General features: G+C 63.9%; 9 protein-coding genes and 1 tRNA gene. 6 read left to right on the top strand and 4 right to left on the bottom strand.

The window, feature by feature from the left end; genetic code table 11:
- Positions 1 to 61: 61 nt before the first annotated feature.
- From AC4PTT_RS07345 to AC4PTT_RS07335, 3 genes are all read left to right on the top strand, one after another.
- Positions 62 to 2,053 carry an NHL repeat-containing protein gene (locus AC4PTT_RS07345; protein WP_492162406.1) on the top strand — a complete coding sequence of 664 codons (1,992 nt, stop codon included), beginning with the start codon at positions 62 to 64 and terminating at the stop codon, positions 2,051 to 2,053.
- Positions 2,054 to 2,064: 11 nt separating this feature from the next.
- Positions 2,065 to 5,712 (top strand): DUF7929 domain-containing protein, encoded by a 3,648-nt coding sequence (locus AC4PTT_RS07340; RefSeq protein WP_492162405.1) that lies wholly within the window; start codon positions 2,065 to 2,067, stop codon positions 5,710 to 5,712.
- 196 nt (positions 5,713 to 5,908) lie between these two features.
- Positions 5,909 to 6,340 carry a hypothetical protein gene (locus AC4PTT_RS07335; RefSeq protein ID WP_206543947.1) on the top strand — a complete coding sequence of 144 codons (432 nt, stop codon included), beginning with the start codon at positions 5,909 to 5,911 and terminating at the stop codon, positions 6,338 to 6,340.
- Positions 6,341 to 6,755: 415 nt separating this feature from the next.
- Here AC4PTT_RS07335 and AC4PTT_RS07330 read toward each other — a convergent pair.
- Positions 6,756 to 6,832: transfer RNA gene (locus AC4PTT_RS07330), tRNA-Ile, on the bottom strand.
- Positions 6,833 to 6,942: 110 nt separating this feature from the next.
- On the opposite strand from AC4PTT_RS07330, the gene AC4PTT_RS07325 reads away from it, so the two are divergent.
- Positions 6,943 to 7,671: an SIMPL domain-containing protein gene (locus AC4PTT_RS07325; protein WP_492162404.1), complete on the top strand. Its 729-nt coding sequence runs from the start codon at positions 6,943 to 6,945 to the stop codon at positions 7,669 to 7,671.
- 242 nt (positions 7,672 to 7,913) lie between these two features.
- Here the strand turns inward: AC4PTT_RS07325 and AC4PTT_RS07320 are convergent, their stop codons facing one another.
- The 3 genes from AC4PTT_RS07320 to AC4PTT_RS07310 all read right to left on the bottom strand — a co-directional run bounded on the left by AC4PTT_RS07320 (position 7,914) and on the right by AC4PTT_RS07310 (position 9,286).
- A complete protein-coding gene (locus tag AC4PTT_RS07320; protein ID WP_113155717.1) occupies positions 7,914 to 8,264 on the bottom strand; it encodes a hypothetical protein in 351 nt (116 codons plus the stop codon).
- Between the two features lie 103 nt (positions 8,265 to 8,367).
- Positions 8,368 to 8,784, bottom strand: a complete 417-nt coding sequence (locus tag AC4PTT_RS07315) for a nuclear transport factor 2 family protein (protein ID WP_113156377.1) — start codon at positions 8,782 to 8,784, stop codon at positions 8,368 to 8,370.
- Between the two features lie 52 nt (positions 8,785 to 8,836).
- Positions 8,837 to 9,286 carry a YcgN family cysteine cluster protein gene (locus AC4PTT_RS07310; protein ID WP_113156378.1) on the bottom strand — a complete coding sequence of 150 codons (450 nt, stop codon included), beginning with the start codon at positions 9,284 to 9,286 and terminating at the stop codon, positions 8,837 to 8,839.
- 181 nt (positions 9,287 to 9,467) lie between these two features.
- Between AC4PTT_RS07310 and AC4PTT_RS07305 the strand changes: the two genes are divergently transcribed.
- Entirely contained in the window at positions 9,468 to 11,477 is a 2,010-nt protein-coding gene (locus tag AC4PTT_RS07305) for an OmpA family protein (protein WP_492162403.1), read from the top strand.
- A gap of 194 nt (positions 11,478 to 11,671) precedes the next feature.
- On the top strand, positions 11,672 to 12,541 hold the full coding sequence (locus AC4PTT_RS07300; protein ID WP_492162402.1) for a dihydrodipicolinate synthase family protein: 870 nt from the start codon (positions 11,672 to 11,674) through the stop codon (positions 12,539 to 12,541).
- The last annotated feature ends 97 nt before the right edge of the window (positions 12,542 to 12,638 follow it).

The raw sequence follows: 12,638 nt of genomic DNA, 5'->3' as shown, positions 1-12,638 counted from the left end.
GATCGGGCGCACCAGTGACGCCCGGCCGGGCACCTCCCGAAACGGTATCGGGAGGCACGTTATGCGGCAGGACCACCGGTTCCCGGCACGAGGTGACGGGCGCGCAATTCTGCGACCCGCTTTTTTCACCAGACATCTTCGCGCAGGCACGGCAGCCATCACGCTCGCCATGATGGCGGGATTTGCGCTGCACGCACCTGCACACGCACAGGACGGCGCGATCATCCAGCCGGGCTTCATGGCCATGACGGGATTTCCCGGCACGGTCATTCCCGGTTTCGAAGAGGGGCTTCTGCCGGGTGTGGACCCGGTGGACGAAACCTTCATCGACACCGCTCGCGCCTCGCTGCGCATCTTCGACATGACCTGGCTCGGCGGCCCGCCGACCGGACAGGTGGTCTTTACGCCACCGCCCTTCGAGACACCGGCCTCCGAGATCGGTCAGGTGTTCGGCCTTGCCTATGATGATGGCAGGCGCGAAGAGACCACGGCCATCGTGCCCAATCTCTATGCCGCAGCCACATCCATGCACGGCCTCCAGATCGTTACGGAGGACGAGGATGAGGACGGGCGGCCCGAGCGGCAGCGCCGCGGCAAGGCCGGCGCCCGTTTCATGGACGGCCAGTTCGGTGAGAAGAATGGCGGCGGTCCCGGTTCGATCTGGAAGATCGACGGGATAACCGGCGCGGTCACACTGTTTGCCGATATCGACACCAATAGTGGTCCGGGCATCGGCAACATCGCCTTTGACCGCTCGCACCGCCAGTTCTTCGCCTCCGATCTCGACAGCGGCCTCATTCACCGCATCGATATCGACGGCAATCTGATCGACACATTCGATCACGGCGTTGACGGGCGACCGGCGCGCGGGCTCGATCCCGTGGCCGACGATGGCGCGGTGATGGACATTCAGGGCGCAGCCTTCGACACGGAAGAGCCGAAGAGCTGGGGCTACACGCAGGAAGAGCGCCGCATTTATGGCCTCGCCATGCATGGCGGACGCCTCTACTACGCGGTCGGCGAAGAGGCGGAAATCTGGTCGGTGGGCATTGCCCGCGACGGCGCATTTGCCGGCGATCCACGCTGGGAGCTGACGGTGGAAGCCGAGGAAGAACTCCCGGTCACCGACATCGCCTTCGACACGCGCGGCTTCATGTATCTCGCCCAACGCGGCGAGGTTGAAAACCGCTACGACTATTCCAGCTTTGCCGACAGCGGCGAGGCATCGGTGCTGCGCTACTGGCGCGAAAGCCCCGATGACCCGGAAACCGATAGCATCTGGGTACCGACGCCCCAGGAATATGCGGTCGGGTTTCCCGAACCCTATCGTCAGACGGCCGGCGGCATCGACCTGCAATACGGGTACGATGCCGAAGGTTTCTTCAACCGCAATGCATGCGCAAGCACGCTGGTGAAGACCGGCGACAGGCTGCGCGACAACCCTGCCCTTGAAGAACAGCTCATCGAAGGCGGGCCTCTTGCCGTTCACGGGGCGCAGCTCACGCGAAGCACCCTTGTGCGGCCGAAGAACGAGCCGCCCTTCGGCTCCTGGTTTGCCGATTACGACGGTTTTTTCGAAGACCCCGAGGTGAAGGGCCATGTGGGCGACGTGGAGGTCTGGCGTCCCTGTGAGGGCCGCGCCGGCTACTACGAACCACTCCCCTATCCGGGTGAAATTCCGGTTCCCGGCTGGCCACCCGGATTCCCTCCCCCGAACGATCTCCCGCCCTGTATCGAGCTGGAGACGGCGGCGTATTTCTGCACGCCGGCAGGGCTCGAAGCCGATCTGTACATCCGTGACCGCGCCGGCATCGGCGGCGATACGCTTTCTGCGAAATCGCTGACGCCCGGCATCGACGTTTCCCCGTCCAGGCAGACGGTTCCCGGCCTGGCCACGCCGTTCACGCTCGGCATCAACGGCCATATCCCTGGTGAAACCGTCGATCTCGGCCTTTGCTTCTTCAGAAAGTCCGATGCCGATGCGGGTGGCTACTTCCCCTGTTGCAAGGTGACGTTGCCGCTTGAAACGCCGCTTGAATCCTGTGCGCCGTGAGGGAGGGAGAGATGACCATGTTCACCCATCCCGCCGAACGGTTCACGTTCAACACCGTCATGGAGACGATCATGAACCCCCTTGCAGACAAAGCGCGCACGCCGCGCTGGCTGCTGGTGGCCGGCATGGCGCTCTCCACAGCGCTCATGCCGTTTGCCGGCATCGGTCAGGCCCACGCTCAAGGGCGTGTGCTTGAAGAAATCGAAGTGCTTGAAACACCGGGCGACGCAGACGGCCCGCGCATCGAGCTCGAACCGAAAATGCCGGAAGTCGAGCCCGTGCTGACGCCGTTCCTCGAAAAGCGCGGAAGACAGCTTGATTGCGATTATGTGGAATACCGCCTGCGCCTTGGCGTGCGCGGAGAACCCGACATGATTTCCCATCCGGGTCTCGGTGCATTCCTGTCCAATGTGAAATTCGAGTTCACGGACCAACTTCCCGCCAGTCTGGCGATCGTGGGCGTGACATTCAGCGGCGATATAATCGGCGTTGGCGGCGTGCCGGTTTCACCTCATGTGGTGAGCACGACCGCGACCATGGACGACACGCTCACCCAGTCGGATTTCCATCTGACAGCCGCCGATCTCGACGGCGATGGCAGCCTGACGGAACGCGCCATCGACATCACCATCAAGGCGAAGATCGATCAGGCAGCCTTCCCCGCCATCGTCAATGTGGACAATCAGGCCAATGTGGCCGTGATCCGCACGGCGACAGGCAGCCTCGTGGCCAACATCCCGTCGCATGACCCGGCTCTGCCGGATGATGGCGACTGGAAAACCGGCGATCCGACAACCATCACCATCGACGTGACGGATTGCGAGCCGCCACCACCGCCTCCCCCGCCCCCGGGCGACGGGCCGGACGAGGCCTGTTTCTCGGTCGAAACAGGCGAGGTGGACTGTCTGCCCGGCGGCGGCGCCTATATCTATCGCATGGACGTGGGACCGGAGATGGCGGGCAATGTCGTCACCGTGACCTCGACCACGCCGGGCATCACCATTGATCCGCCAGATCAGGTGGTTCCTGCCGGCGGCGGCACGCTTGAATGGGAGATCACCGGTGCGGTACCCGGCGATACGGTGCATCTGATCGTCACCGGCATCGAGACCTATGCGGGCCCGGCCGAGGGCGTTGGCCTGTGCTGTTCGCAGATGGTCGACATCGATATCCCGGAAGACCTCGAATGTCCGCCCGATGATGAAGGCGAACCCGACATCAAGGTCGAAAAACGGGCCGACGAAGGCGAATGCGAAATCGACGGTTCGTGCGATTTCACCATTCGCGTCACCAATGCGGGCGATGCCCCCTACACCGGCAAGATCGTGCTGGACGAGGTGACGACACCCGGCAATGCAACGGTGGTCTCCGGCCCCAACGCACCGTGGGTCTGCGCCCCGATGATGAGCCCGATGTCATGCGAGCATCCCGAAACCACGCTCGATCCGGGCGCTTTCGTGGAGCTCAAACTCGGCTTCCAGCCGGGGCCGGCATGGGTCTGGGGTGCAATCCGCAACTGCGCCGAATATGACTACACGGCCAGTGGCAAGGACCCGTTCGGTGATCCGACCAACGACAAGGCCTGCGCCTCCATCGCGATCTGCCTGCCGGGCACACCCGGCTGCACGCCACCGGATGACGACACGCCCGACATTGCCGTGCGCAAGCGCGCCGATCCTTCGATCTGCACGCCTGACGGGCTCTGCACCTATGTCGTCACCCTCCTCAATGCAGGCGCAACGCCGATCAACGGCCCCGTCAGCTTCGTGGACACGTTCCCGGCTGGCGACGTCGCCTCGGCAGGCTTCAGCCCTTCGCCGCCCTGGATCTGTGCGCCGCTCGCCGGCAACATGTTCCAGTGCGATCATCCGGGACTGAATCTCGTGCCCGGCGCATCGACGGACATTCTGGTGACCACGGTGGTCGGCGACCATCCGACCAATGTGGTGGAGAACTGCGCGAAGGTGACGCCGCTTGAAGGCGAAACGAACCTCGCCAACAACGAGGCCTGCGCCACGGCGACCATTCCGGGTGTCCCGGAAGGCAAGGCGGAAATGCGCATCGAAAAGACGTGCGAACCCGTCCTGTCCATGACCGCAGGCGTCGCCTGCCGCATCCGCATCACCAATGCGGGCACGGCCGCACCCGTCGGCCCGGTTCGGGTCAACGATGCAGCGGAAATCATCGGCAGTGGCGCGCCCGTCGACATTCAGACGGTTACGCCGGATGGTCCCGAATGGTCGTGCGGAGCGGTTCCGGCAGCGAACCTCACCTGCCAGATCCCCGGTGCGGTCATGCCCCCCGGCGTCTCGCGTTACTTCGATGTGACGGTCAATGTCTCGACCAATGAGCGGTTCGAGAACTGCGCACGCGGTTCCTACGGCCCGGCTCCGGGAGACGACATCGTCTATCCCATCGGCGAGGCCTGTGCGCAGGGCGGAACGCAGATTTCGGTCGAGAAGACCGGCGATGCCGAGTGCCTTATCGGCCAGCCGTGCCGGTTCCAGATCACCATCCGTAACGAGGGGCCCGCCTCCATCTCCGGTCCGGTTCGCATCGGTGATGCGCTTCGGGTCGAGGGTTTCGGCGGTGTTTCTGCACGGATCGTCTCGGTGAACCCGCCCTTTGGCTGCTCGCCGGAGCCGACAGAACTGCCATTTGCCTGCGAAACCGACCTTGCCCTTGCGGCCGGCGAAAGCCGCACGCATGAGGTGATCGTCGAACTGCCGGTGGATGGCGGTCTGGCCGACGAAGTGGCCAATGGCGCAAACGGGCTGAACTGCGCCGCCGTGATCGACCGTGAAGCGGATGTGCGCACCGCGCCTTCGCTCTCGGGCGCACCAGGCGGAGCAGAAGACGACCGCGCCTATGACTGCCATGACTTTAGGGTTCTGGCAGATGAGGAAGAGGACCAGCAATGTTCGCCGGGTCTCGTTCTCAACAATGCGGGGCGCTGTGTCTGTCCGGAAGGCACCACCTTCCGCAATGGCCAGTGCATTGGCGTGCAGACCGCGCCGGTGCCGCTGCCCACGCCGCGCCCCACACCCCCGCGTGAGCCGGATCCGAAGCCGCAGGCCGATCCCCGGCCGCAATGCCGGCTTCTGCCGGGGCAGATCCGCACACGGGACGGACGCTGTGTCTGCCCGCGCGGAACACGCCTGACCAACGGGCGCTGCGTAACACCGCAGGTGGAGCGGGATTGCCCGCGCGGCACGACGGGCACACCGCCCAACTGCCGGCCGATCCGCCAGCAGTGCCGCCTGCTTCCGGGCCAGATCCGCACCCAGGACGGACGTTGTGTCTGCCCGCGCGGAACGCGGCTGGTGGCCGGTGCCTGCCGCACGCCGGAAGTGCAGCGTCAATGCCCGCCCGGAACGACGGGGCGCTATCCCAATTGCGCGCCCATCGTGCGGCCGCGCTGCCCGCGCGGCACGACAGGCACGTTCCCGAACTGCCGTCCGGTCGTGCAGCGTCGCTGCCCGCAGGGCACAACGGGCAATTATCCGAACTGCCGTCCCATCGTCGCGCCCCGCTGCCCGCGTGGCACTGTCGGCACACCGCCGAACTGCCGCAAGATCCAGCAGCCGCAGACGAATGTGCCGCTTCGGGTGGTCCCGCAGCTCCTGCAGCCACGCAATGATGGCAGCCGGTTGCAATAAGCCGGTACGCTGAAAACGCCCCGCCGGTCCGCCGGCGGGGTTCTTCGAAAGATCGGCCTCTTCCAGCACTTTGAGACAAACGGCACAGGCCTGAGACACACGGCATGATGCGTGTTCGATAGGATCAACTTTGTGGAACCCTCAGTCATGCGAAAAGGCTGCGGGTCTTTGGTGTTTCAAATTCAGGGGGGAAGCAATGCGGCGCTCATCAACACTCGGCCTTCTGGCAGTTGTCGCTCTCGCCGGCTGTGTGTCCGAAAGCACAAGCCCCGGACCATCAACCGCGCCTGTCGCCACACTTTCCGAAAGCCGCGACCCGATCATCGGCAAATGGCGTGTGGAACCGGCCGTGAGCACCGGCACCGACAGCTGCACCGTTACCTTCAGCGCCGGCAGTGGCGGAAACAGCGGGCGCGTGTCCCCATTTGCCTGCCATCAGGTGAGCGGTCTTGGCGGCCTTCACGGGTTCGCCGATGTCAACAAATGGGCGCGCGATGGCGACACCATCACCCTGTCGGGCATAGCGCAGCCCGGCATCGGCACGGTCTATCTGTCCCGCAATGGCAGTGCGCGCCGGGCCGGCGGCGTGGTGGACGATGGCATCCGCTTCACACTGGTCCGCCAGTGAATGCCTGACGGAGGCAGGATCGGGCGCAGCGCCTGCTTCCAGAGTATAACGATTACCCCGAGCAACATTTCGTCATTCGCATTTTGGTTGAGAATCCGGCCATCTGCGCATGCGGCGGACCTGACCCGGACCGCCTGGCCGACGCCTCATCCGCCCTGCCGTAGGCGTCGGCCTGCCCGACAGCAGGCGATGGGCAACTACGTTATCGCACCAGTAGAATACGCATTCCAGTTGGGTAGCTTGGCGGCGCTGGCGGGCGAAGTATCCGTCCTCCTGCCCCAAGCTCGAGGTCGCGGAACGAACCCTTTCGCCCGTCGGCACCCGGTTTCCCACGATGCGCCAACGCATCTGAAACTCAAGAAAAATTCAGAAGAGACCGGGAAAAGACCAACAAAATCAACGACTGAAAAGTCATTGGTGGGCCCGGAGGGACTCGAACCCCCAACCAAGCGGTTATGAGCCGCCGGCTCTAACCAATTGAGCTACAGGCCCGGTGGGCGATGGATTAGTTGCTTTTTCATCGCTGCACAAGTCATCTTGCCGCAATCGATACACAATCGCTGTCTACTTGCCGTATGCGGACATCGCAAAAGGAGATTTCCATGACCAAATCCATCTTCCCCGCCGCCTTCGCAGCCCCGATGCTGGCCGCTTCGCTGCTGGCAGCCGGCCCGGCAGTCGCCAGCGACAAGGACGGACGAATCATCGTGACCGGCGAGGGAGAAGCCGCCGTAAGCCCCGACATGGCGATCCTCAACATCGCCGTCGTGCGAGAGGCCGAGACGGCGCGCGAGGCGCTCGACGCCAACAATGAGGCAATGACCGCCGTCATCGACGCGATGAAGGAAGACGGCGTCGAAGCCCGCGATCTGCAGACCGGCGGCCTGTCGATCAACCCGCGCTATGTCTACCCCAACGACAAGAATGACGAGAAAGCCCCGCGCATCATCGGTTACGAGGTGGGCAACACGCTCACCGTGCGCATCCGCGATCTGGACAGGGTCGGCGCAATTCTCGACCGCTCCGTGTCGCTCGGCGTCAACCAGGGTGGTGGCCTGAACTTCACCAACGACGATCCGTCGGAAACCGTTACCGAAGCGCGCAAGCGCGCGGTGGCAAACGCGATGGACAAGGCGAAGACGCTTGCAGAGGCCGCCGGCCTGAAGCTCGGCGACATTGTCGAGATCTCCGAGCAGATGCAGCAGCGCCCGCCCATGCCCTATGCCGGCAAGGCCGTGCGGATGCAGGCGTCGGCCGAATCCGTTCCGGTGGAAGCAGGCGAAAACACCTATCAGGTGCAGGTCAACGTCACGTTCGAACTGGACAACTAGGCCTACTTGGCTTTCCCGTCAGGCCCCTGCCTGTCGGGAGAGCGCTCAAGACAGAGCATGTGACGCACAAAAAAGCCGCTGGCGCCCTGCCAGCGGCTTTTCTCTTTTTGAATGGGTGTTTCTTGCCGGTCGACAGACTGGTTAGAGAAACTCCGCTTTTCGTTGAACAGAGGAACTCCCTAACCAATTGTTTTTACGCAATTCCGGACGGAAAACCGGTTCCCACTTTTCCTGGAATTGCTTTAACGGATCACCGGGCAACGCGGGGCGCGTGCAAACACGATGTGCTGGCGGCCCCAATGGGTGCGTCCGACAACGCGGATGATGTTGCGGTTGGCCTTCACCACGCGCGCCCGGCGCATGCCGAAACGCTCAGCCTTGCGAACTGCCTGACGCGGCGTGCAGGCGCGGTTGCGGCGGGGGCGTTCTGCGCGATGGCCGCGTCCGTTATGGCCGTAGACATAGCCACCCGAGGGGCCGCCGATGCCGAAACCGAAATAGAGATTGTCCGCCTGCGCCGTGGTCGGGGCCGCTGCCAGCGTGCCGAGACCGATCATTGCCGAAAGGGTTGCGATCTTGAGCTTGTGTAACATGGTGCTTTCCTCGGTTGGTCAGGACTTCTTCCGCGCCCCGTGATGAAAAGCACTTTGTCAGGGTGTGCCTGAACGGCCCGGGAATGAGCCGTTCACATGGCATTCAGCGACTGGGCGACAATGCGGCGCGCCACTGCACCGGGTTGCGCTGCTCGCTGATGCGGGTGATTTCGCCGCCATCGATCTCGAAGAACATGCCACCCGGCAGCGTGTAATTCTGGCCGGTCGCTTCCGGCAGGCCTTCGGCCGTTGCGCGATAGGTCCCGCGCACGGTGAACTCGGCCGCAGCCCGCACGCCGCCCGGTGCGCTCATCAGCGCAATGTCGGCGAAACGTTCATCGAAATGCCGCGCCTCGAGCCCCAGACGCCAGCGCAGCCTGTCGCGCCCGATCTCGCGTTCACCGTCGAAAGGATCATGCGCAACGTCTTCGCTCACCAGCGCCAGTGCGGCATCGTGATCATTGGCGTTCAGCGCATCCAGAAAGGACTGCACGAGGCTCAGCGTTTCATCGTCCGACATGGTCATTGCTCCGTGTTTGCTCTTTCGCCTGAAGGAAAGCCGCGTTCGCGGCCTATGGTTCCTCATCCAGAATGAAAGAGAAATAATCCTCCGGCTGCGCCAGATCGTCTTCGCTGGCCTTCACGCGCCCGCGCATGGAGATGCCGGCTTCATGCACCGTTTCGGGATCACCGGAAATAAGCGGGTGCCACCAGAGGAGATCCTTGCCCTCCGCCACGAGACGATAGCCACAGGTTGCCGGCAGCCAGGGGATGGTTCCGACATTCTCGGGCGTCAGCTGCACGCAGTCGGGCACGCGCGCGAGGCGGTTTTCATAATCATGGCACCGGCAGCTTGCCCCGTCGAACAGGCGGCAGCCAACGCTGGTCCAGTAGATATCGCCGGTATCCTCATCCTCAAGCTTGGCGAGACAGCACTTGCCGCAGCCATCACACAGGGCCTCCCATTCCCTGTTGCTGAGCGCGGAAAGCGGTTTGGTTTTCCAGAATTCATTCGTTGTCATGGCAGAGCTTTGGACCGCCTTTTCGCGCGCGTCAAGCGAGCTGTTGGGCGCATTTTCGCCATGCCTGCGCCATCGCCCGGCCATGCTTTCACACGCAGCGGTGTCAAATGCACCGAAATGGGAACCGATTGCCCGTGAAGCGGTTTAGGCGGCGATGGGACGCCCACACAGGAGAGATTTTATGACGACGCGAAAGCGGATCATGACGACCACGGCCCTTGGCCTGCTCATCGCGGCCACACCGCTTGCCGTCCAGCCGGTGCTCGCGCAGGAGCGCAGCGCCGGCATGGTGCTGGCGCAGGCGGAAAAGCCCGAGGGCATGTCGGAAGAAGCATGGCGCGCCCTTTTGAAGAAGCGCGGCGGCGGCAAGCAGGAAGAAAGCGCTGACGAAGAGGCTGGCGAGGCAGAAGAGCCCGCCCCGGAAGCGCCTGCGGCTGCCCCAGCACCAGCCCCTGTCGATGAGGCGCCTGAAGCGGCGCCCGAGGCTGACGAGGCACCGCCCGCGCCCATTGCCGAACCGGAAGCCGAGGCCCCGGCCGAGCCGGAGGCTGCGCCGGCCGCTGAAGAAACACCCGTGCCAGAGGCGCGGCCAGAGAACCCCGCACCGGAGGAGGCAGCCCCCGAAGCCGAAGAACCAGCGGTAGAGACAGAGGAAGAGCCTGCGGCGGAGACAACCGAACCTGCGCCGGTTGAGGCTGAGGAAGAAGAGCCTGCTGCATCGACGCAGGAGCAGCCGGCAGAACCCGCAGCTCAGAAAAGCGAAGAAGAACAGCCGGCGGCCGAGACGAGTCCCGCTGAAGACGCGCCTGCTGTCGAGACGGCGGAGCCCGAACCGGCTGTCCCCGAAACGGCCACCGAAGAACCGGCTGTCGAAGAGCCGGTTGAAACGGAGACTGAGCAGCCGGAGGCCGCCTCTGCCCCGGATGAGCCTGCTGCCGATGAAAGCCAGGCAAACGAGGAACCCAAAGCAGACAGCGCAGAGGTAGAGGCGGAAGCCGGGACCGATGCCGAGGCGGCTGAAGAAGAGGTGCTGCCGGAAAACGCCGCACCCGTTCTCGACAGCCAGAAAGAGCCTGAAGTGCAGGACGAGGTGCAGCCGGAAGGCAATGCGGACACTCCGGCTGAAACCCGAACGGCAGCTCCTGAAGCCGAAGCTGCCGCGCCGCCGCCTGAAAGCGATGCGGAGGCGCAGGCCGAGGCACTGAATCCGGAAGCGCTGCGCACCGAAATCCGCAACATTCTTGAAGAACAGGGCGAGCGGATCGAGATGGGCACGACGCGCGAAGAGCGCCGCGAACGCCGCCGGGAGCTGCGTCAGCAGCGCGAAGATGCGGAAATCGTTCAGGAGTTCAACGACAACCGCACCATCGTGGAGATCAACAACCAGATCTTCGTCGAAAGCCCGGACAGCGACCGCCTGGTCCTTGATGAGGACGAGGTCTATTACGAGGAGCTACAGCGCGGCCGCGTGCGCGAGGTGGTGACACGCCCCAATGGCGTTCGCCTGATCACCGTGCGCAACCGCTATGGCGACGTGATCCGACGCGTGCGTGTTGCACCGGACGGGCGCGAGCAGGTGCTGGTCTTCGTGCCGGATGAGCGTCTGGACACGGTCGATCGCTGGCGCGATCCGGCACGTGACCTGCCGCCACTGCGACTCACGATCCCGGTGAGCGATTACATTCTTGAGGCAGAGCGGGTGGAAAACCCCGACCGCTATTACACCTTCCTTGAGAAGCCGCCGGTGGAGCCGGTGCGCCGCATGTATTCGCTCGAGGAAGTGAAGCGCTCGGCCCGGGTGCGCGACATGGTGCGCCGCATCGACCTCGACACGGTCGAATTCGGGTTCGGCTCGGCTGAAATTCAGGAAAGCGAGATCGACGAGCTCGAGGCAATCGCCACGGCCATCGACCGCATGCTGGAGAGGAACCCGGCCGAAACCTTCCTTATCGAGGGACATACGGATGCGGTGGGCTCCGATCTCGCCAATCTGGCGCTTTCTGACCGTCGCGCCGAATCCGTCGCCCGCGCGCTGACCGATGTGTTCGGGATTCCGCCGGAAAACCTGGTCACGCAGGGCTATGGCGAGCGCTACCTGAAGATCGACACGCAGGCGCGCGAACGTGAGAACCGGCGTGTGGCGCTCAGGCGCATCACCCCGCTTGTCGCACCGGTCGCGAGCGCTAACTAAACAGGCACAGCTTTCCGCCGCGAGCCCGGGACAACCGGGCGGGCGAAAAGAGCCCGGCCGGACGTTCCCTCCTCCGGCCGGGTTTTCATTTGCCAGCGGCCGGGCGGCCCGGCGCAATGGCCCAATGGTCGGTTGTTTCCTGCCCGGTGCAAAATGCTCTACACATCGAAGCGCATATCCAAAGGAGTTCTTCCGTGACCTCTAAACGCTTAAGCGGTGTCATTGCCGCCGTTCCCACCCCCGTGACCGAAACCGGCGATCCCGACATCAAACGTTTCCTGCGCCACGCAGAATGGGCGCTCGACAATGGCTGTGATGCGCTGAACGTGCTTGGCACCACCGGTGAAGCGAATTCATTCTCGCAAGATCAGCGCATTGCGCTCATGGAAGCCGCCGCCGGTTCTCTCGACAAGGCCCGGCTGATGGTGGGCACCGGCACACCCGATCTCAAAACGACCATCGCACTGACGCGGCGCGCGCAGGCGCTCGGGTTTGCCGCAGCGCTCGTTCTGCCGCCCTATTACTACAAGGGTGTCAGCGATGACGGCCTGTTTGCCTGGTTCGAGCGCCTCGTCACGGCCACGGCGGACGCGCCCATCGACATCTATCTCTACAATTTCCCGCAGATGACGGGGCTGACCTTCTCGCCCGAACTCGCTGCCCGGCTGAAAGCGGCCTTCCCGCAGCGCATCATCGGCGCGAAAGACAGTTCCGGCGATCTCGATTACGCCTCGAAACTGGCGAAGATCGAAGGGTTCGACGTTTTCCCAAGCAACGAGGCCGCTCTGTCAAAGGCCGAGGCGGAAGGCTATGTCGGCTGTATATCGGCCACCGCCAGCGTGACGGCTCCGCTCGTTGCGAAGCTCTGGTCGGAACCGACCAATGACGATGCGCTGGAAGCGGCCTCGGCGGCGCGCACAGCCATTTCGGCGCAGCCGCTCATTCCGGCTGTGAAATATCTGACGGGCAAGCTGCACGGGGATAGCGGTTTCGAAGCGCCGTTGCCGCCGCATATGCCGCTCACCAACGCGCAGAAAGCGGCGCTCGACGAAATCCCGCTCTGAATATCGTCTCCCACCGCCGGTGCTGCGTCACCAAAATGCACCGGGCGGTGGAAGCTTCAGAAAAATGAAAGCGGCAGTTCCGACCAGCCGAACTGCC

It is taken from the genome of Nitratireductor sp. WH36-1 (assembly GCF_058725515.1).
Note: the sequence above shows the minus strand (reverse complement) of the source record. Positions and strands in the feature narration are given on the sequence as shown.

Coding starts and splice junctions, on each gene's coding strand:
- AC4PTT_RS07345 (WP_492162406.1), top strand. CDS start 62: ATGCGGCAGGACCACCGGTTCCCGGCACGAGGTGACGGGCGCGCAATT.
- AC4PTT_RS07340 (WP_492162405.1), top strand. CDS start 2,065: ATGACCATGTTCACCCATCCCGCCGAACGGTTCACGTTCAACACCGTC.
- AC4PTT_RS07335 (WP_206543947.1), top strand. CDS start 5,909: ATGCGGCGCTCATCAACACTCGGCCTTCTGGCAGTTGTCGCTCTCGCC.
- AC4PTT_RS07325 (WP_492162404.1), top strand. CDS start 6,943: ATGACCAAATCCATCTTCCCCGCCGCCTTCGCAGCCCCGATGCTGGCC.
- AC4PTT_RS07320 (WP_113155717.1), bottom strand. CDS start 8,264: ATGTTACACAAGCTCAAGATCGCAACCCTTTCGGCAATGATCGGTCTC.
- AC4PTT_RS07315 (WP_113156377.1), bottom strand. CDS start 8,784: ATGTCGGACGATGAAACGCTGAGCCTCGTGCAGTCCTTTCTGGATGCG.
- AC4PTT_RS07310 (WP_113156378.1), bottom strand. CDS start 9,286: ATGACAACGAATGAATTCTGGAAAACCAAACCGCTTTCCGCGCTCAGC.
- AC4PTT_RS07305 (WP_492162403.1), top strand. CDS start 9,468: ATGACGACGCGAAAGCGGATCATGACGACCACGGCCCTTGGCCTGCTC.